The organism is Herbaspirillum sp. (genome assembly GCF_035644555.1).
In the GTDB taxonomy this organism is placed as follows: domain Bacteria; phylum Pseudomonadota; class Gammaproteobacteria; order Burkholderiales; family Burkholderiaceae_D; genus Herbaspirillum.
On the sequence record NZ_DASQOH010000024.1, the window covers coordinates 44,417 to 64,238 of the forward strand.

Genomic DNA, 19,822 nt, shown 5'->3' on the forward strand with positions numbered 1-19,822 from the left:
GGAGTGTAGCACAAAGATTTCCGCGGATGGAGCCTGTTGGACGCCGCGCACGATTATTTACGTGACATGGCCGCGGCATCTTCGGCCTGGCGCCTGAACCAGGCGGTGAAATCCTCGACCGTCATGGGCTTGCCAAAATAATAACCTTGTACTTCATCGCAAGCATTTTCCTTGAGGAAAGCATGCTGCTCCTCGTCCTCCACCCCTTCGGCAATGACCCGCAGGTTCAGGATGTGCGCCAGCGAGATGACAGCCTTGACGATGGCTGCGCTGTCGGCGTCGCGCGCGATGTCGCGCACGAAGGACTTGTCGATCTTCAGGGCGTCGACCGGGAAGCGGCGCAGGTAGGACAGGCTCGAATAGCCGGTACCGAAGTCATCCACCGAGATCTGCAGGCCCAGACGCTTGAGGGCATGCAAGGTGGCCACGCTCTTCTCGGCATCCTTCATGACCACGTTTTCGGTGATCTCCAGCTCCAGGCAGGAGGCCGCCAGCCCGCTTTGCGCCAGCACGCCGCTCACGAAGTCAGGCAGGCTCTGGTTCAACTGCCGCGGCGACAGGTTCACGGCCACCGGAATGGTCGGCAAACCGGCCTGTTGCCAGCATTTGTTCTGGTGACAGGCGGTGCGCAGCACCCATTCGCCGATGGGCACGATCAGGCCGGCATCCTCGGCGAAGGGAATGAAGCGGTCCGGCGGCACCATGCCCTGCTCGGGCGACTGCCAGCGGATCAGGGCCTCGGCGCCGATGACGCGGCCGTCCTTGAGGCTCAGCTTGGGCTGGTAGTACAGCTTGAACTCGTCCTGATCCAGCGCGCGACGCAGGTTGATGAGCATTTCCAGACGATTGCTGACCTGGGTGTCCATCCAGGGCGCGAAGAACTGGAAATTGTTGCGCCCTTGCTCCTTGGCGCGGTACATGGCCGAATCGGCCTGCTTGAGCAGGGTTTCCACATCCTTGCCGTCGGCCGGATAGCGGCTCACGCCGATGCTGGCGGTCACCTGGAATTCGCGGTCCCCGGCCTGCCAGGGGCGCGCCACCGCCGCCAGGATACGCTGCATGACCTCGGCGATACCCAGTTCGCCGCCGGTCTGGTTCTGCAGCACCAGCACGAATTCGTCACCGCCCTGGCGCGCCACCATGTCGGTATCGCGCAAACAGGCCTGCAGGCGCTGGGCCACAGTCTTGAGCAGCTCGTCCCCGACCTGGTGCCCCAGGCTGTCGTTGATGAACTTGAACTGGTCCAGATCCACGAACACCACCGCCGTCAGGCCGCCCTTCTGGCGCGCCACCTGGATGGCGCGCTGCAGGTGTTCATGCAGCATGTTGCGATTGGGCAAGCCAGTCAGCGCATCGTGGGTGGCCTGGTGGCGCATCTCGGCTTCATAGAGCTTGCGCTCGGTGATGGCTTCCACCGTGCCCTCGTAGCAGATCAGCCTGCCGCCATCGTCATACACCGCCCGCGCATTCTCGGAAATCCAGATGATGTCGCCATCGCGCCGGTACACCCGTGATTCGAAATTGGACACCGAGCCATGCTGCTCCATCAGGCGCATGAATTCGCTCCGCCGCTCCGGCTCCACGTAGAGCTGGTGGCTGATGTCGCGCAGACCGACGATCAGGTCTTCCGGCGAGTGATAGCCGTAGATGCGCGCCAGCGCCGGATTGACAGCGATGTAGGTGCCGTCCGGCGTGGTCTGGAACACGCCCTCGATGGCATTCTCGAAGATGCTGCGGTAGCGCCGCTCGGCCTCCTGTAGCGCCTGGGCCGCCTCCTTGCGTTCGGTCACGTCCTGCAGGAAGCCTTCCATGGCCTCCACCTTGCCGGCCGCGTTGTACAGCCCCACCCCGCGCTCCCATACCCAGCGCAGGCTGCCATCGGCATGCAGGATGCGGTATTCGATGTCGATACGCCGGCGCTCGCGCAGACAGGCCTCGATATGGGCGCGCACCATCTCGCGGTCATCCGGGTGGGTCAGTTCCAGGAAGGACAGACGGCTGTTGAGCAGCAGATCCTCCGGCACATAACCGGTCAGGGCCTGGCAGCCGTCGCTGACGAATTCGAGGGTCCAGTAGGCATCGTCGCGGCAACGGTAGACCATGCCGTCGAGATTGGCCAGCAAGGTTTCCAGCAGGCGCGGCGGACGCGCCATGGCGACGACGGCCTGATCCCGGCCGGGCTCATGGCGGCACAGGGCCCGTGAAGCAACTGTTTTCATAACGACATCGTGTCTCTCGCCTCTGCTGAGCAGGAGCTGGTGTGGTTGTGGAGATCGAGGACGCCGGGCTGCCGAATCCCCGAGGCGGCCAGCGTGATGATTCAGCCAAGCAATAAGGATGCCCACTGCCAGGGCAACGGGCCTGTGCGCCGGCAGCGTCGCCCCTTACCGCTAAATCGACGGGAAACACCCCTCAGTTCGTCCCGCACGCGGCAGGCCCCTGGGCGTTAGAATCCTGCTAACCCCGCCTACTGACCAACTGGTCGGTGCCGGTTCAACAATGACAACAAACGGACTTTTTCATGTGGGCAAATCGGTATCTGGTTTTCTGGGCGGTGCTCGTACTGACCGTCGTCCTGCTGGCACTGGCGGCCACCCATGCCCTGAACTGGGCCTGGGTCTTGATTCCGCTGACCTTGAGCGTACTGGGCATCCATGACCTGGTACAACGGCGCCACGCCGTGCTGCGCAACTATCCCTTGATCGGCCATTTCCGTTTCATGTTCGAATCGATCCGTCCGGAACTGCGCCAGTATTTCTTCGAAGATGAGATGGACGGCCGGCCGTTCTCGCGCAAGAAGCGCAGTATCGTCTACCAGCGCGCCAAGGCCGAGGTCGACAGCCGCCCCTTCGGCACTGAACTGGACATGCAGCAGGCCGGCCATGAATGGATAGGCCATTCGCTCTCGCCCACCAAGATCGCCAGCCACGACTTTCGCGTGACGGTCGGGGCCGACCGCGCCCAGCCGTACTCGATGTCGGTCTTCAATGTCTCGGCAATGAGTTTCGGCTCGCTCTCGGCCAATGCCATCCGGGCGCTGAACCAGGGCGCCAAGAAAGGCAATTTCGCCCATGACACCGGCGAAGGCTCGGTCTCCGAATACCACCGTGAATTCGGCGGCGACCTGGTCTGGCAGATCGCCTCCGGCTATTTCGGCTGCCGCAATGCCGATGGCAGCTTCAATGAAGAAAAATTCACTACACAGGCGCAATCACCGCAGATCAAGATGATCGAGGTGAAGCTCTCGCAAGGCGCCAAACCCGGCCATGGCGGCGTGTTGCCGGCGGCCAAGATCACCCCGGAAATCGCCGCCACCCGTGGCATTCCCATGGGCGTGGACTGCATCTCGCCGGCGGTGCACTCTTCCTTCTCCAACCCCATCGGGCTGCTGGAATTCATCGAGAAGCTGCGCGGGCTGTCCGGCGGCAAGCCGGTCGGCATCAAGCTGTGCGTGGGCCATCCCTGGGAGTTCTTCGGCATCGCCAAGGCCATGCTCAAGACCGGCATCGTGCCCGACTTCATCACCGTGGACGGCTCCGAGGGCGGCACCGGCGCCGCGCCCCTGGAATTCGTGGACCACGTCGGCATGCCGCTGCAGGAAGGGCTGGTCATGGTGCACAACACTCTGGTGGGCATCGGCTTGCGCGATAAGGTGAAGATCGGCGCCAGTGGCAAGATCGTCACCGCCTTCGACGTGGCGCGCACGCTGGCGCTCGGGGCGGACTGGTGCAATTCGGCGCGTGGCTTCATGTTCGCCCTGGGCTGCATCCAGTCGCAGAGCTGCCATACCGACCGCTGCCCGACCGGCGTGGCCACCCAGAACGCCAACCGGGCCCGTGCCCTGGTCGTGCCGGACAAGGCCGAGCGTGTACATCGTTTCCACCAGAGCACCCTGCACGCGCTGCAGGAACTGGTGCAGGCCGCCGGATTGCCTCACACCTCGGCCCTGCGCCCGCATCACATCGTGCGCCGCATCAACGATCATGAGATCCAGCTGATGTCCAACGTGCTCAAGTACCTGCAGCCCAATGACCTGATCGACGGCAATTACCGCTACCGGGTCTATGAGAAGTTCTGGCCCATTGCCCGCGCGGAAAGCTTCCATCCAGAATTCTGAGCCGGCCGGCGGCGGACAACAAAAAACCCGCAGTTCGGAGAGCTGCGGGTTTTTTCGTGCTGCCAGCCAGCGCTGGCATGACAGAAATCTACTTGCGCTTCATGAAGAAGATGAACTCATGTTCATCATTCTGCGATTGCTCCAGCAGATCGTTGCCGGTCTGCTTGGCAAAAGCCTGGAAATCGCGCACCGAACCGGTATCGGTGGCGGTCACCCTGAGCACCTGTCCACTGGCCATATCGGCCAGGGCTTTCTTGGTCTTGAGGATGGGCAGCGGACAGTTCAGACCGCGCGCATCAAGTTCCCGGTGAAATTGTATGGTCATTACTTCGACTCAAAATGGATCACGACGAAAACGATTTTACTGCAAAATGCGCCGACTTGATGCGTTGCACAAGTTCTGTTGTTTTCGCCGCACTAAGCTTGTGCAAAAGCAATCAATTGCTCTGTCCATCGTCCAATGCACCGGCTTGTCAGTCTGACTACTTCAGCACCACCGGGGTCTCGATCGGGGTGGTCGAACCGGCGAATTCCACATACTGCACCGTCAGGGCACGCCGACGCATCCAGTCTGCCACCGCGTGGCCGGTACCCGCCGGCCACGGGCGCAGGTCGGCCGGGTCGGAAAGCCGGTATTCCACCAGTTCCGGCGACAAGCTGATGGTGCCAGTCGCCTTGACGTAATAGGCGATGATCAACTCGTTCTTGCGCATGAATTCATAGACGCCGATCAGCTCGATGTACTGGGCATCCAGGTCGGTCTCTTCCTTCAGCTCGCGGGCGATACCCTGCTCGGGGGTTTCGTCGCGCTCCATGAAACCGGTGATCAGTGCGAAGCGCCCCTCGGCCCAGGCCGCGTTGCGCGCGGTCAGCATCTTGCCGTCGATCTCCACCAGCGCGGCCAGCACCGGCAGGGGATTGTCCCAATGCGTCCAGTGACCATCGGGACAGGCCAGCCGGATCTTGCCGGCCTCGCCTTCATCGGCGCGCAGCACCAGCGATGCCGCGCAGACCGGACAGAACTTGAAATCGCTCATGCGCGCTCGCAACCTGGGCCAGTGGGCATTACAGCTTGGCCTGGACCCAGCCCGCCACGCCTTGCAGCGCGCCTGGCAGGGCTGCCGGCTCGGTACCACCGGCCTGGGCCATGTCGGGACGACCGCCTCCCTTGCCGCCCACCTGCTGGGCGACGAAGTTGACCAGTTCGCCGGCCTTGACCTTGGAAGTGGCATCGGCGGTGACGCCCGCGATCAGGCTGACCTTGCCATCCTTGACGCTGCCCAGCACGATGGCGGCGGTCTTGAGCTTGTCCTTCAACTTGTCCATGGTCTCGCGCAGGGTCGCCACGTCAGCGCCTTCCAGCGTTGCCGCCAGCACCTTGATACCGTTGATGTCGACGGCCTGGCTCACCAGTTCGTCGCCCTGGCTGGAGGCCAGCTTGGACTTCAGCGATGCCAGCTCCTTTTCCAGCGCCTTGACCTGGTCCTGCACCTGGCCGATGCGCGGCAACAGTTCTTCCGGCTGGGTCTTCAGGGCGGCTGCAGCTTCGGCCACCCGGGTCGACAGCGACTGCACCAGCGCCAGCGCGCCTTCGCCGGTGACCGCTTCAACCCGGCGGATGCCGGCCGCGACGCCACCTTCGGAGACGATCTTGAACAAGCCGATATCACCGGTACGGGTCACGTGGGTACCGCCGCACAGTTCGGTGGAAGTACCGATGGAGAGCACGCGCACCTGGTCGCCATACTTTTCGCCGAACAGCGCCATGGCGCCGGCGGCAATCGCGTCGTCGTATCCCATCAGCTGGGCGCCGGTGGCGACGTTGGCCAGCACTTCGCGGTTGACGATGTCTTCCACGCGACGGATTTCGTCGGCGGTCATCGGCGCGTTGTGGCTGAAGTCGAAACGGGTCTTGTCGGCATCCACCAGCGAACCCTTCTGCGACACATGCGAACCCAGCACTTCACGCAGGGCCTTGTGCATCAGGTGGGTGGCCGAGTGGTTGCGCATGGTGCGCGCGCGTTGGTCGGCATCGACCTTGGCCTCGACGGCGTCGCCGATGGCCAGGCTGCCCTTGATCAGTTGGCCGTGATGGCCGAACACCTCGGCCTGGATCTTTTGCGTATCGGCCACGGCGAACAGGGCATTGGCCGCTTCCAGCGCACCGGCATCCCCCGCCTGGCCGCCGGATTCGGCGTAGAACGGGGTGGTATCGAGCACCACGATGGCGTCCTGGCCGGCCTCGATCTTCTGCACCGGGCTTCCTGCCACGTACAGCGCCACCACCTTGGCCTGCTGGGCCAGGGATTCGTAGCCGACGAAGCGGGTCTTGTCGCCGGTGTACTCGATGGCGGCAGCCATCTTGAACTTGCCGGCGGCGCGCGCGGCGCTCTTCTGGCGTTCCATGGCGGCGTTGAAGCCGGCTTCATCCAGTTCGACATTGCGCTCGCGGCAGATGTCGGCGGTCAGGTCCAGCGGGAAACCGTAGGTGTCGTACAGGGTGAAGGCAGTCTCGCCGTCCAGCTTGCCGGTATTGGCAGCCAGTGCTGCTTCCAGGATCTTCATGCCGTGTTCCAGGGTTTCGCCGAAACGTTCTTCTTCCTGCTTCAGGACCATCTCGACGCGCTCGGCGGCTTCCGGCAATTCCGGATAGGCGGCGCCCATCTGCAGCACCAGGTCCTTGACCAGCTTGTGGAAGAAGGGCTTGGTCTGGCCCAGCTTGTGACCATGACGCAGGGCGCGGCGGATGATACGGCGCAGCACGTAGCCGCGACCTTCATTGCCGGGGATGACGCCGTCGACGATCAGGAAGGAGGTCGCGCGAATGTGGTCGGCGATCACGCGCAGCGAGGCGTTGGTGAGGTCGCTCACACCGGTTTCGCGGGCGGCGGCCTTGATCAGTGCCTGGAACAGGTCGATCTCGTAGTTGCTGTGCACATGCTGCAGGATGGCCGCCAGGCGCTCCAGGCCCATGCCGGTATCGACGCAGGGCGCCGGCAGCGGGGTCAGGGTGTATTCGCCGGTGGCCGGGTCCAGCTGGCGGTCGAACTGCATGAACACGTTATTCCAGATTTCGATGTAGCGGTCGCCGTCGGCGTCCGGGCTGCCCGGGGGGCCGCCCCAGACGTCCGGGCCGTGATCGTAGAAGATTTCCGAGCAAGGGCCGCAGGGGCCGGTCTCGGCCATCTGCCAGAAGTTGTCGGAGGCATAGGGCGCACCCTTGTTGTCGCCGATGCGCACAACGCGCTCTGGCGGCAGGCCGATTTCCTTGGTCCAGATGTCGTAGGCCTCGTCATCGGTCTGGTAGACCGTGGCCCAGAGCTTGTCGGCCGGCAGGCCATAGACCTGGGTCAGCAGTTCCCAGGCCCACTTCAGCGATTCGCGCTTGAAGTAGTCGCCGAAGGACCAGTTGCCCAGCATCTCGAAGAAGGTGTGGTGACGCGCGGTGTAGCCGACGTTTTCCAGGTCGTTGTGCTTGCCGCCGGCGCGCAGGCAGCGCTGCACGGAAGTGGCGCGCACGTAGTTGCGCTTGTCGGTGCCCAGGAACACATCCTTGAACTGAACCATGCCCGAATTGGTGAACAGCAGGGTCGGGTCATTGCCCGGCACCAGGCTGGAGGAACGGACGATGGTGTGTTCTTTGGATTCAAAGAATTTCAGAAACTTGTCGCGAATTTCGGCTGAGTTCATGTTCGAAGACGGATAGTTGAGCCAGATGCTGTCAGAACGAGGCAGATCCGGCCCGGATGATGGTCGGTGCAAAAAACGATTGCGAACCGATGATTATACGTGATCCGGGCGCGGATACGCAGGCTTCGGCAAGCCGCGCGGCGGCGCTGCAAACGGCCCCGGCGGCAGGCGAAAAAAAACCCGCCGGGATGGTCCCGGGCGGGTTACAGGTGCGGCTGACCCGGAGTGGCGCGTCAAGCTGCGCGTCCGGTCCTTAACAATGTCAGCCCCACCTTCCGGTAAGACAGGCCGCCGGCCCGGATCGCTCCGGGCGGCGGCAACGGCAATCAGGCGCCCTTGTTGATGGGCATGGCCGGTGCGGCCTTCTTGGCGTGCTTCTTGTGCTTCTTGTGCTTTTTCTTGGCGTGCTTCTTGTGCTTCTTGTGAGCAGGCTTGGCGGCCGGCGCTTCGGCTGCGGGAGCCGCTGCCGGTGCAGGCTGGGCCATGACCGGCATGGCGAAGGCGGCGACGAGTACGGCGGCCAGCAGTTTGTTGATCTTCATCGTTTTCCTCTATCTCTCAGTGTTGTGTGCTCCACAAGTCCACCGGCGTGCTCACGGGCGCCGGCCTTGTGTTTCCTTAACGCAGGACTTTTGCGGCACGTTGACAGCAGCCTGACAACTCCCCCAGACAGTGTCGACCGCAGGAAAATCATAGCGGGCGCACCATGATTCAGTCCGCCGGTAAGAGCACGATTTGCCCTCCATTTCCACGCTGCGCGATATCCGCGCGTAGTGCCCTGGGCGAATCACGCCGCCCAGGCGCGGGCATCGATCAGGTCGATGCGATCGGTGCAGAAGGCATCCACGCCCCAGCTGCGGATCTCGGCAGCACGCGCCGTCTCGTTGACGGTGTAGCAGAAGAGACCATAACCGGCGGCCTTGACGCTGGCGGCCAGGGCCGGCGTGAGGTGCTTGTGGTTGGTATGCAGGGCGACCGCCTGCAGTTGCGCCAGGCGCGCCGCCCAGTCGTCCGGAATGACGTCCACCAGGAAGCCGCGCGGCAACTGGGGCGCACTCTCCCTCGCCGCGACCAGGGCGTCGAAGGAGAACGAAGACAATACCGGCAAGGCGGCACCGCTCACGCCCACAAAACGCCGCGCCACCGCCTGCGCGGTCAGTTCGGCGGTGCGCCGTGCATGTTCCGGAGCGGCCGGCTTGATCTCGACGTTCATCCAGATGCCATGGGCCAGGCAGAAATCCAGGCCCTGCTCCAAGGTACAAATGCGTTCGCCGGCAAAGGCCGGATCACGCCAGGCGCCGGCTTCCAGCGCGCTCAGTTCGGCCCAGTCGGTCTCGGCGATGCGGCCGCTGCCGGGCAGGGTGCGCCCGCGCTGGGGATCGTGCATCAGGATCGGGACTTCATCGCGGGTGAGCATGACATCGAACTCGACGGCGCGATAATCGTGCTGCAGGCCGGCGCGAAAGCCGGCCAGCGTGTTTTCCGGGGCCAGCGTACCGCCGCCGCGATGGGCAAGAATCCGGGGATAGGGCCACATGATGTTCTCCAGGCTGGGCATGATCGATGCAATCGGCGCATAAGGTAGTGCAGATCACGCCGCGCCACAAGCATCTGGCACCCGCTGCGCGACCGCCAGTCGCAAACCGCTGGCCGGGCGGCGCGCCGGCAGGCAGACTGGACACATGATCCACTGACCTGACGAGCACACCATGCACCAGACCGACTTTTCCGACACCACCCACAGCCCCGACTACCTGCGCGCCGAACGGCGCGTGACGCGCCAGGTGGGTTTCTTCCAGCACCTGGCCATCTATCTCCTGGTCAATGCCGCGCTGTTGCTGTCCAGCCTGTTCACCACCCATCATCACTGGTGGAGCGCCGGGCCTCTCCTTGGGTGGGGAATCGGGGTACTATTCCACGCCTTGAGCGTATTCGGGCGCTTTCCCGCCGGCTGGAAACGGGCGATGATCGCGCGTGAACTGCGTCGCCGCTGAGCGGACCATGCGCCCTCGGCCGCTTGTTTGCACTCTCCCAGGAACGCATGACCCAACACGATACTTCCGTCCCGCCCCGCCTGCTCCTGCTGCTGCGTGAGCTGGCGCTGGCCCTGCTGCCCACGCTGCTGATCAATCTGCTGTGCGCGCTGGCCGTGACCTACCTGCTGCGCATCGGCGGCAGCTTCTATGAAAACCTGCAGGTCTCGATGTGCATCGGCCTGGCGGCCATGCTGCTCATCAATGGCTCCCGCCTGCTGCTGTGGGGCAACGGCGAGCCGCACAAGCTGGGCTTCCTGCTGGTGCTGGTGGTGATGGCGCCGCTGGCGGTGCTACTGGGGCGGCTGCTGGCCAGCCTGCTGCTGGGCCAGCCCATCCTGAGCCTGATACCGGAGCACAGCGACAACATCATCGCGGTCATCGTGCTGACCTTCCTGGTCTGCTTCGGTGCTACCCTGTTCTTTTGGAACCGGCACAAGATGGCCGCCCTGCAGGCCCACGCCAGCGAGGTCGAAAAGCAGGCGGTGCAAGCCCAGTTGCAGATGCTGCAGGCCCAGATCGAACCGCACATGCTGTTCAATACCCTGGCCACCCTGCAATCGCTGATCAGCACCGACCCGCTGCAGGCCGAGCTGATGCTCAACCAGCTGGTGCAATACCTGCGCACCACCCTGTCGGCCTCGCGCGCCGACAGCACTTCGCTGCAGAAGGAATTCGACCTGATCAAGGCCTACCTGGGCCTGATGTCGCTGCGCATGGGCATGCGTCTGTCCTATACCCTGCAGTTGCCGGAACACCTGCGCCGGCTGCGGCTGGCGCCCATGCTGCTGCAACCTCTGGTGGAGAACGCCATCAAGCACGGCCTGGAGCCCAAGGTCGATGGTGGCAACTGCACCGTGCGCGCGGCCGTGCACAATGACATGCTGGTCCTGAGCGTACTCGACACCGGCGTCGGGCTGCCCACCAGCGTCAGCCTGAACCAGCCACCGGCACAGAAGGAGCCGGTGATCGGCATGCACTTCGGCCTGGACAATATCCGCGAACGCCTGGTCACGCTCTACGGTCCGCTGGCCGAACTGATCATCACCCACAACGTGCCGGCCGGGGCCATGGCGCAGATCACCATCCCGCTCAAGGCACTCAAGAGCGCGCATCGGCCGGCCCGCAGCAGTCGCCTGCTCGATACCTGACCCCCTTCACGCGGAGACCCCATGGCTGCGCCCACCGCCCTGATCGCCGAAGACGAACCGCTGCTGGCCCAGGCCTTGCGCCAGGCGCTGGCGCAGTGCTGGCCGGAACTGGCGACGCTGCAACCGGCGACCAATGGCCACGAGGCCCTGGCGTTAGCCCTGGGCAAGCTGCCGGATGTGCTCTTTCTGGATATCAGGATGCCCGGCCACAGCGGCCTGGAGGTGGCTGCCCGGCTGGGCGAGGAATGGCCGGCGCAGCGCCCTTTTCCGCTGCTGGTGTTCGTGACGGCCTATGACGACTATGCCGTGCAGGCCTTCGAACGGGCCGCCGTCGATTACCTGCTCAAGCCGGTCAGCCGCGAACGGCTGACCGTCACGGTGGCGCGCCTGCAGGGTCTGCTGGCCCAGCGCGCCGCCAGCGACCAGGAAGCCCACCTGGAGCGGGCCCTGGCGCAGCTGCGCGCCCTGTCCCTGCCACCGGCCGGGCAGACCGCCCCCAGGCTGGACTTCATCCGCGCCGCGGTGGGCAACCGGGTGCGCCTGATCGCGCTGGCCGACGTGCTGTATTTCGAAGCCGCCGACAAGTATGTCAACGTCGTCACCGCCGACGGCGAAGCTCTGATCCGTACCAGCCTGCGGGAACTGATCCCGCAACTGGACCCGCGCCAGTTCTGGCAGGTCCACCGCAGCATCGTGGTGCAGGCAGGCCGGATCCAGGGCGCGCAGCGGGATGAGGCCGGCAAGCTGTGGCTGAGCCTGCATGGCCGGCCCGACGGCCCCAGGCTGCCGGTCAGCCGCCTGTTCGCGCATCTGTTCCGCCAGATGTAGATCGCATGCCCTGCCCGAACGGCCGCCGGTCATCGGCGGCTTGACCTCAGCGGCCGTAGTAATAGCCCGGGCCGTAATAGGGACGGTAATAATGCGGATGCGGCGGCCCCACCGGCACCACGACGCAGGCCGAAAGCGTGGCCGCAGCCACGGTGACGGCGACCACCAGCTTGATCAATCGCTTCATGTCGCACTCCTTTTTTCTTGTCCGGTCATATCCGGAATGTCCACTGCGCCGGGCACCTTGCCAGGCCATGGCGGCAGAGTGCCAGCCGCCTTACCTGACAGGTAATTCCCAGCCGTATCTTCTGTAACAAGAAAAACCTCGCCCAAAGCGATCAGGCCGTTCCTGCAAGCCGACCCGGCGTTGTCCCGAGGCAAAATTTCTCGCCCGGGCAGCCGCAAAGCCCGTTGAAACCGGGCACCTGCGGTAAAATGCTTGCCATCTGAATAAACAGGCATTCCTCCCGATTCATTCCATGAGCAACGAACTGAAAAACGGTCACACCCCTGCCCCCTCCACCAATTTCCTGCGCGGCATCATCGAATCCGATCTGGTTTCCGGCACCTACGCCGAGCGCAGCAACCAGGATGGCCAGGCGCTGCCGCAGGTGGTGACCCGTTTTCCGCCCGAGCCCAACGGCTACCTGCACATCGGCCACGCCAAGTCGATCTGCCTGAACTTCGGCCTGGCCGCCGACTACGCCGGCCGCTGCCACATGCGTTTCGACGACACCAATCCCGAGAAGGAAGAGCAGGAGTACGTCGACACCATCCTCGACTCGGTCAAGTGGCTGGGCTTCTCCTGGGAGCACGAGGGCAAGTCGCACCTGTACTACGCCAGCAACTACTTCGACGTCATGTACGCCTGCGCCCAGGCGCTGATCCGCAAGGGCCTGGCCTATGTGGACGAGCAGAACGCCGAGCAGATGCGCGAGAACCGCGGCACCCTCACCGAACCCGGCAAGAATTCGCCCTGGCGTGACCGCCCGGCCGAGGAATCGCTGCGCCTGTTCGATGAAATGCGCGACGGCAAGCATCCCGACGGCTCCCTGATCCTGCGCGCCAAGATCGACATGGCCAGCCCCAACATGAACCTGCGCGATCCGGCCATCTACCGCATCCGCCATGCCACCCACCACAACACCGGCGACAAGTGGCGTGTCTACCCGATGTACACCTTCGCGCATCCGATCGAGGACGCCCTGGAAAACATCTCCCACTCCATCTGCACCCTGGAGTTCGAAGACCAGCGCCCCTTCTACGACTGGCTGCTGGAACAGCTGGCCGAGGAAGGTTTCTTCAAGAAGCCGCTGCCGCACCAGTACGAATTCGCCCGCCTGAACCTGACCTACATCATCACCAGCAAGCGCAAGCTGCGCCAGCTGGTCGATGAAAAGATCGTCTCCGGCTGGGACGACCCGCGCATGCCCACCATCGTCGGCCTGCGCCGTCGCGGCTATACCCCGGAAGCGATCCGCCTGATGTGCGACCGCACCGGCGCCTCCAAGAACAACAGCTGGATCGACTTCAGCGTGCTCGAAGGCGCGCTGCGCGAAGACCTCGACCCAAAGGCCCCGCGCGCGGTGGCCGTGTTGCGTCCGTTGAAGCTGATCATCGACAACTTCCCCGAAGGCGTGTCCATCGATTGCAGCGCCCCGGTCTATCCGCCGGCGCACCCGGAACACGACACCGCCCACCGTCACTTCCCCATCACCCGGGAACTGTGGATCGAACGCGAAGACTTCATGGAAGTGCCGACCAAGGGCTACTTCCGCCTCTTCCCCGGCAACAAGGTGCGCCTGCGCTACGGTTACGTGGTCGAATGCACCGGCTGCGACAAGGACGAGCACGGCAACGTCATCGCGGTGCACTGCAACTACTTCGAAGACAGCAAGAGCGGTACCGAAGGCAGCTCCAATTACAAGGTCAAGGGCAACCTGCACTGGGTCAGTGCGGACCACGCCCTGGCCACCGAGGTGCGTCTGTACGACCGCCTCTTCTCGGACCCGCATCCGGATGCCGGCGGCAAGGATTTCCTGGCAGCCCTGAATCCGAACTCCAAGGAAGTCATCACCGCCTACCTGGAGCCGACCTTGAAGAGCGCCAAGCCGGGCGAGATCTACCAGTTCGAACGCCACGGCTACTTCGTGGCCGACCGCGTCGACTCGACCGAAGGCCAGCCGATCTTCAACCGCGCGGTCACGCTCAAGGACAGCTGGGGCAAATAAGCCATAGTGACGGGGAACCGGCCGCAAGGCCACGCGGGCGGCGCCATGCGCTAAGCCGTCCGTGTACGGGAAGGCGCAGCGACGTGGGCATTTCCACGTGGACGAGCAAGGGGAAGGCTCATGTTCGAGCAGATCAAGATCCAGCGCATGTCGATGGCCTCCATCTACAAGCTGCTGGCCATCGGTACCACGTTTTCGCTGGTACCGTTTTCGACCCTGATGGGCGTGCTGTCGCTGTTCGGTGCCCAGACCATCACCTGGGACGGCAAGCACCTGATCGGTTATGACGGCCTGATCGCCTCGCCCTTCATCGGCCTGTTCCTCTCCGGCTTCATCACCCTGTTCCTGGGTACGCTCTGCACCATCGGCCTGTGGCTGTATTCGCTGTGGCGCCCGCTGAGCCTGCGGGTGGAAGCGGTGGACAACCTGGACATCGACCAATTGATCCGCGAGAGCGAAGAAGCGATGGCCGCCCGCGACTGAAGCGCAGGCGTGGAGATCCTTCTCAGAAGATCTTCATCCATTTCAGGAAGGCCACGGTAGCCACACCGAGGCCGCCCATCACCCCCATCACGATCCAGAACGAGGCCTCGTCATGCAGGCCCGGCAGACCTGCGACGTTCATTCCGAAAATCCCCGATACCAGCGTGGCCGGCATCAACAGCGCGGTCAGGACCGAGAGCGCCATCAGGTTGCGGTTCATCTGCTCCGACATCTGCGACGCGATCTCTTCCTGCAGCAGCTTGGCGCGTTCGTAGACCGCTTCCACGGTGGAATGCAGTTCATTGAGTTCGTCCAGCGCATGGGTCAGGTCTTCCAGCGCCTCACGCGGCACCCAGGACGGGCGCAAGCGCTGGAACTGCGCCAGGATGCGGCGTTCCGGCGCGATGAAGCGCCGCAGTTCAGCCAACTGGCGGCGAATCCCGGAGAGCTCGGCCCGGTCTTCGGCCCGGCGATCCGACAGCACCGAAAATTCGATGTCGTCCACCTTGTCGTTGAGCTTGTCCAGGCGCGCATTGAATCCGTCGGCGAGGCAGCGCAGCAGCTCGGCGAAGAGGTCCATGGGATTGTCGAAATCGCCGCCGTCCAGCACCTTCTGGCGCAGCATGTTGGTGGAGATCAGCGGCTGGGTGCGCAGCGTCAGCAGGCGCGTGCGGTCGAGGTAGAAATGCAGCGCCCCCTTCTCGGTGCCGGTGTCGCCGATCTCCATCTTCATGTCGGTCAATGTCCCATACACGCCATCGGGCGTGGCGTGCAGGCCCGGATGGGTGTCACTGCTGAGCAGGAATTCGGTGATGTATTCGGGGATGCCGCTGTGGTGGGCCAGCCATTGCTGGATCTTCACGTCGGCCGTCTTCACGTGCAGCCAGCTGAAGGCCGGCGCGACCGGATGATCATCGATCACCTCGTTCCAGTTCATCTGGCGGGCGCGGCCCTCCTCGAAACGAAAGGAGCAGATGAATCCGGCCGGCTCGTAGAGCAGGTGCAAGGCTTGCGGCGTATCCGGCGGATTGTGCATGAGCGGCCAGTCAGGGAAGAGGGCAATCGAAAACCCCGCATTCTAGCGGCCCTCTTTGACAGATTTGTGACAGCGCCATGACGGCGCCAGCGCACCCGGCCGGTCAATAGTTGAAGTTGCGGTTGCCCCAGGCTTCACGGGCGGCCTCGCAGACCTTGATCTGGGCCGGGTTCATGCCCGAGGTGCCATTGAGCTGGCACTGGTCGGACACCGACTTGGCCTCGTCGATATGCTGGCGGAAATAGGCATAGTCCTTCTTGCCGGCCAGGGCGTCACAGGCCGACAGCAAAGGAAGAGCGATGCACAGCAGGGCTGGCAGACGGATGGCGGTGTTCATGCGGTGATTCCCCTGATAACCGGACCCGGCAAATCGACCGGCCCGAAGACATGCAGCGGTCAATCCCGGCCTCCTGCCTGGTCCCCCCGGGGGCCATGGTGGCGGCTCTGCGCTGCAACGCGACAAAGTATAGACAGCAAACCCGAATTGCTCAACGGAAATCTTCGGCTTCCCGCGCTACAGCCAACAAAAAGGGCCGGTCATGCAGACCGGCCCGCAATCCGCCGCCGGGGCGGCTTGTCAGGACGCGATCAGGCGCGGCGCTTGAGCAGGGCGTGCAGGATGATGGCCCCGAAGGTGGCGGTACCGATGCCACCCAGCGCGAAACCACCCAGCTTGAGCGTGAAGTCACCCGCACCCAGCACCAGCGTGACGGCGGCCACGATCAGGTTGGTATTGTTGGAGAAATCGACCTTGTTCTCGACCCAGATACGGGCACCGGACACGGTAATGAGGCCGAACACCACGATCGACACGCCACCCAGCACCGCGCCGGGGATGGTCAGGATCACCGCGCCGAACTTGGGCGAAAAGCCCAGCAGGATGGCGATCACTGCCGCCACCACGAACACCAGGGTGGAATAGATCTTGGTCACGGCCATCACACCGATGTTCTCGGCATAGGTGGTCACGCCAGTGCCGCCGACGCTACCCGACAGCATGGTCGCCAGGCCGTCACCGATGAAGGCGCGACCGATGTAGCGGTCCAGGTTCTGGCCGGTCATGGCCGAGACGGCCTTGATGTGACCCAGGTTCTCGGCCACCAGGATGATCGCTACGGGAGCCAGCAAGGCCATCGCGCTGGCCTGGAACACCGGGGTGGCAAAGTGCGGCACGCCGAACCAGGCGGCATTGGCCACGCTGGCAAAGTCGATCGGCTTGCCCAGGCCCATGCCATTGGCCAGCACCGCATACAGCACATAGGCCAGCAGCAGCCCAACCAAAATCAGCAGGCGCTGCAGCATGCCACGCGCAAACACGGCGACGAAGCCCACGCACAGCACGGTGGCCAGTGCCATCCAGCTGTCGAAGCTGCTGCCCGAGACGCCCTTGACCGCGATCGGCGCCAGGTTCAGACCGATCACCGCCACCACCGCGCCGGTCACCACCGGCGGCATCAGCGACTCGATCCAGCGCGTGCCGACGCCGGCCACGATCAGACCGATCACCGCATACACCGCACCGCAGGCGATAATGCCGCCCAGCGCCACGCCCAGGTTGGCATTGGCACCGGAACCGGCATAACCGGTCACCGCAATGACCAGACCGATGAAGGAAAAGCTGGACCCCAGGTAGCTCGGCACCCGGCCGCCCACCAGCAGGAAGAACAGCAGCGTACCGACGCCGGACATCAGGATCGCCAGGTTGGGATCGAAGCCCATGAGCAGCGGCGCCAGCACGGTCGAACCGAACATGGCCACCACGTGCTGCACGCCCATGGCCAGGGTCTGTGGCGCAGGCAGCCGCTCGTCGGCGGCGATCACGGCTCCCTGGCCGTCAGTGGTGCTTTGGCGCAGCCGCCATTGGGGGAAATACGAACCCGACATGGAGATCCCTTTCGTTGTGGATTTGTTTTGATTTGGGGGTGGATGAAACGGGAGCTAGTGTATTGAGCGGCGCCACAAATAACAATTGCTGCAGCGCGCGGAGAAGTAATAAATCCGTAAAAAATTCCTGTGTGACCGGCGGTTGCCGCAGGACGGTGCAAAAAAACCGGCGCGGCGGCGCAGATGCCCCAAAACGGCCACCCCGTAGTCAGCGTGAAAGCTTTTCAGGCGCCCGCAAAATCGATTGAAGGCCGGCATCCGGGGAAAGTGTAATAATCGTGCCGCGCCGCCGGCGCACCACGGCACCGGCGGCCACCCCTCGACTATGCAGTGCACAATGGAGAACCACATGATCCTGGAACTGGCGGACATCCGCATCCAACCCGGCAAGCAGGCCGAATTCGACGAAGCCATCCAGCGCGGCCTGGCGCAGACCATCAGCAAGGCCACCGGTTATCTCGGCCACAAGGCGCAAAAGGGCGTCGAGTCGCCGGAGCGCTACCTGCTCATGGTGTACTGGGCCACCCTGGAAAACCATACCGTGGATTTCCGCGAATCTCCGGCCTTTACCGAATGGCGCGGCATCGTCGGCCCCTTCTTCGCCGGCGCCCCGCAGGTGGAGCATTTCTCGCTGCTCACCGAATCGGCCTGAGCCATACCCCGGCTTCGCAGCCACCCTGCGGTGCGCTGCGGAACGTTTGCGTCCCGCCCCGGACTAACCGGGCATATCACGCCCCGGCACGCCGTCACCAGCGGCAACGGGCACACCCGCGCCGCCGTACGGCATGCTGCAGGCCGCATGCTGTACACGGCGCCACGACAGAAGCGCTGGACTCCACCCGCGCCAGGAATACCAGGATGAGCAGATTGCCCCGACCACCCGCCCTTTCCACTCCCGCCAGGCGCCCGTTGCGCACCGGCAGCGTCGCGCTGGGCATGCTGCTGGCCCTGTCCGGCTGCAACAATTTCAGCGGCGAGGAGCGGCAGCAGGCCGAGGTGGTTGGCGACTTCTACCGCATCCACCTCAAGCACAATGCGCCCGGCCTGCCCTCGGCCGATGAACTCAGACAGTTCGAACCCCTGGTGAGCCGCTCGCTGTACGCCCTGCTGAGCCGCGCCGAAGCCGCCGACGCCCGCTACCAGGCCGCCGCCGGTCCGCAGGCGGCTCCCCTGGTCGAGGGAGATTTGTTCACCTCGCTGTTCGAGGGCGCCACCTCCTTCGCCGTCCAGTCCTGCGACAGCGAGCAGGATCGCGCCGCCTGCCAGGTCAGCTTCCGCTACCAGCAGGCCGGCAGCGACGAATCCTGGAACGACAAGGTGCTGCTGGTGCGCGAAAACCGCCAGTGGCGCATCGACGACATCGAATTCATCGGCAACGACCAGTCCTCGCAGCGCGAATACCTGACCGACAATCTCAGCGACGCCATCCAGCAGACCGAATAGCCGGACTCGCACCTCCTCCCACGCAACGAGCCGTCACGCCTCGCCGGCGGCGCCGGCAGTGGAATTGGCGGCCTTTTGGCGATGTGTTTCGCGCCTACCGGACAGACCGGGAGGCGTAAGCTTGCCTCCGGGAATGCTTCTCGGCCTGCCCGTTCGGTGCAGGAACGATGAAGGCATGGCAATGAAACAAGCAATGGATAAGCCATCGACAGCCCGTCGCGCACATGCGACGACGGTACAGGGAGAACAAGATTGAAGCGGACCGGTATCACACTGATGGTCGCTGCCAGCCTGCTGCTGGCAGCGTGCACGGCCAATGAAGAAGGCAAGGCCAAGGAATTGGTCACGGAGTTCTACCAGGCGCACGCTTCGGCCCGTCCCAGCGGGGCCTTGACCCTGAAGGAACTGATCACCTTCCGGCGCTTCCTGTCGGTACCGCTGTTCGACCTGCTCAAGGATGTCTCGGTCGCCCAGGAGGCCCGCACCGCGCAGGTGGCCGCCGACGTCGCGGCCGACCCCGATGCCGAGCCGCTACCGCCGCTGGTGCAGGGCGACCTGTTTACCGGCAATCCGAATGGCGCCTCGACCTTCCGCATCGTCCAGTGCGAGGCCCAGGAGCGCGAGGCCAGCTGCGCGGTGGAACTGATCTTCAGCGACGCCAAGCTGCAATCCCCGGCCAAGTGGACCGACCGCGTGAACCTGAGCCGCGATGCGCGCGGCTGGGTAATCGACAACATCCAGTACGCCGGCGGCAACCCGCCCATGCGCAGCGGCACCCTGCAGGACGCCATGCGCAAGGTACTCAAGCGCGATACGCCTGCCCTGCAGTAGGCGCGGACGGCGCGGCAGGCGCTCCGGATTTGTCGAGAAAGCGGCGTCCACTGCGACCTGCCTGCGCAGCGATGACGGCAGGCCGGCCACAAGGC

Annotated in this window: 19 protein-coding genes; 9 read left to right on the forward strand and 10 right to left on the reverse strand. The window is 64.1% G+C overall.

Features of this window, described 5'->3' with window-relative positions:
* Positions 1–53: 53 nt before the first annotated feature.
* Entirely contained in the window at positions 54–2,219 is a 2,166-nt protein-coding gene (locus VE092_RS07300) for a putative bifunctional diguanylate cyclase/phosphodiesterase (protein WP_324875302.1), read from the reverse strand.
* 302 nt (positions 2,220–2,521) lie between these two features.
* Here VE092_RS07300 and VE092_RS07305 point away from each other — a divergent pair, with 302 nt between their 5' ends.
* Positions 2,522–4,117: an FMN-binding glutamate synthase family protein gene (locus VE092_RS07305; protein ID WP_324875304.1), complete on the forward strand. Its 1,596-nt coding sequence runs from the start codon at positions 2,522–2,524 to the stop codon at positions 4,115–4,117.
* Between the two features lie 88 nt (positions 4,118–4,205).
* Here VE092_RS07305 and VE092_RS07310 read toward each other — a convergent pair whose 3' ends face one another.
* The 5 genes from VE092_RS07310 to ugpQ form a co-directional block, all read right to left on the reverse strand.
* Positions 4,206–4,442: a sulfurtransferase TusA family protein gene (locus VE092_RS07310; protein ID WP_006464319.1), complete on the reverse strand. Its 237-nt coding sequence runs from the start codon at positions 4,440–4,442 to the stop codon at positions 4,206–4,208.
* 157 nt (positions 4,443–4,599) lie between these two features.
* Entirely contained in the window at positions 4,600–5,154 is a 555-nt protein-coding gene (locus tag VE092_RS07315) for an NUDIX domain-containing protein (protein WP_324875306.1), read from the reverse strand.
* A 28-nt stretch (positions 5,155–5,182) separates the two neighbouring features.
* Positions 5,183–7,807, reverse strand: a complete 2,625-nt coding sequence (gene alaS, locus VE092_RS07320; RefSeq protein ID WP_324875308.1) for an alanine--tRNA ligase — start codon at positions 7,805–7,807, stop codon at positions 5,183–5,185.
* Between the two features lie 326 nt (positions 7,808–8,133).
* Positions 8,134–8,349 carry a hypothetical protein gene (locus tag VE092_RS07325; RefSeq protein ID WP_324875310.1) on the reverse strand — a complete coding sequence of 72 codons (216 nt, stop codon included), beginning with the start codon at positions 8,347–8,349 and terminating at the stop codon, positions 8,134–8,136.
* A 245-nt stretch (positions 8,350–8,594) separates the two neighbouring features.
* Complete coding sequence (gene ugpQ / locus VE092_RS07330) at positions 8,595–9,344, reverse strand: glycerophosphodiester phosphodiesterase (RefSeq protein ID WP_324875312.1); 750 nt, start codon at positions 9,342–9,344, stop codon at positions 8,595–8,597.
* A gap of 172 nt (positions 9,345–9,516) precedes the next feature.
* Here ugpQ and VE092_RS07335 point away from each other — a divergent pair, with 172 nt between their 5' ends.
* Genes VE092_RS07335 through VE092_RS07345 form a run of 3 tightly spaced genes read left to right on the forward strand, consistent with a single transcriptional unit; the run spans position 9,517 to position 11,819 of the window.
* The gene (locus tag VE092_RS07335) at positions 9,517–9,801 is read left to right on the forward strand and encodes a 2TM domain-containing protein (protein WP_324875314.1); all 285 of its coding nucleotides are present in this window, start codon (positions 9,517–9,519) and stop codon (positions 9,799–9,801) included.
* Positions 9,802–9,848: 47 nt separating this feature from the next.
* Positions 9,849–10,991: a sensor histidine kinase gene (locus VE092_RS07340; RefSeq protein ID WP_324875316.1), complete on the forward strand. Its 1,143-nt coding sequence runs from the start codon at positions 9,849–9,851 to the stop codon at positions 10,989–10,991.
* A 21-nt stretch (positions 10,992–11,012) separates the two neighbouring features.
* A complete protein-coding gene (locus VE092_RS07345; protein WP_324875318.1) occupies positions 11,013–11,819 on the forward strand; it encodes a LytTR family DNA-binding domain-containing protein in 807 nt (268 codons plus the stop codon).
* Between the two features lie 46 nt (positions 11,820–11,865).
* On the opposite strand, the gene VE092_RS07350 is transcribed toward VE092_RS07345, so the two are convergent.
* A complete protein-coding gene (locus VE092_RS07350; RefSeq protein ID WP_324875320.1) occupies positions 11,866–12,006 on the reverse strand; it encodes a hypothetical protein in 141 nt (46 codons plus the stop codon).
* Between the two features lie 292 nt (positions 12,007–12,298).
* On the opposite strand from VE092_RS07350, the gene VE092_RS07355 reads away from it, so the two are divergent.
* Both VE092_RS07355 and VE092_RS07360 read left to right on the forward strand, forming a co-directional pair.
* On the forward strand, positions 12,299–14,050 hold the full coding sequence (locus VE092_RS07355) for a glutamine--tRNA ligase/YqeY domain fusion protein (RefSeq protein WP_324875322.1): 1,752 nt from the start codon (positions 12,299–12,301) through the stop codon (positions 14,048–14,050).
* Between the two features lie 120 nt (positions 14,051–14,170).
* Positions 14,171–14,533 carry a hypothetical protein gene (locus tag VE092_RS07360; RefSeq protein WP_324875324.1) on the forward strand — a complete coding sequence of 121 codons (363 nt, stop codon included), beginning with the start codon at positions 14,171–14,173 and terminating at the stop codon, positions 14,531–14,533.
* A gap of 22 nt (positions 14,534–14,555) precedes the next feature.
* Here the strand turns inward: VE092_RS07360 and VE092_RS07365 are convergent, their stop codons facing one another.
* The 3 genes from VE092_RS07365 to VE092_RS07375 form a co-directional block, all read right to left on the reverse strand.
* Positions 14,556–15,569: a transporter gene (locus VE092_RS07365; protein WP_324875327.1), complete on the reverse strand. Its 1,014-nt coding sequence runs from the start codon at positions 15,567–15,569 to the stop codon at positions 14,556–14,558.
* Between the two features lie 103 nt (positions 15,570–15,672).
* Positions 15,673–15,906, reverse strand: a complete 234-nt coding sequence (locus tag VE092_RS07370; protein WP_324875329.1) for a hypothetical protein — start codon at positions 15,904–15,906, stop codon at positions 15,673–15,675.
* Positions 15,907–16,157: 251 nt separating this feature from the next.
* On the reverse strand, positions 16,158–17,453 hold the full coding sequence (locus tag VE092_RS07375; RefSeq protein ID WP_324875331.1) for a solute carrier family 23 protein: 1,296 nt from the start codon (positions 17,451–17,453) through the stop codon (positions 16,158–16,160).
* A gap of 349 nt (positions 17,454–17,802) precedes the next feature.
* Between VE092_RS07375 and VE092_RS07380 the strand changes: the two genes are divergently transcribed.
* The 3 genes from VE092_RS07380 to VE092_RS07390 all read left to right on the forward strand — a co-directional run bounded on the left by VE092_RS07380 (position 17,803) and on the right by VE092_RS07390 (position 19,727).
* On the forward strand, positions 17,803–18,105 hold the full coding sequence (locus tag VE092_RS07380; RefSeq protein ID WP_324875360.1) for an antibiotic biosynthesis monooxygenase: 303 nt from the start codon (positions 17,803–17,805) through the stop codon (positions 18,103–18,105).
* Positions 18,106–18,311: 206 nt separating this feature from the next.
* Positions 18,312–18,896 carry a DUF3828 domain-containing protein gene (locus VE092_RS07385; protein WP_324875333.1) on the forward strand — a complete coding sequence of 195 codons (585 nt, stop codon included), beginning with the start codon at positions 18,312–18,314 and terminating at the stop codon, positions 18,894–18,896.
* A gap of 252 nt (positions 18,897–19,148) precedes the next feature.
* Positions 19,149–19,727: a hypothetical protein gene (locus VE092_RS07390; RefSeq protein ID WP_324875335.1), complete on the forward strand. Its 579-nt coding sequence runs from the start codon at positions 19,149–19,151 to the stop codon at positions 19,725–19,727.
* The last annotated feature ends 95 nt before the right edge of the window (positions 19,728–19,822 follow it).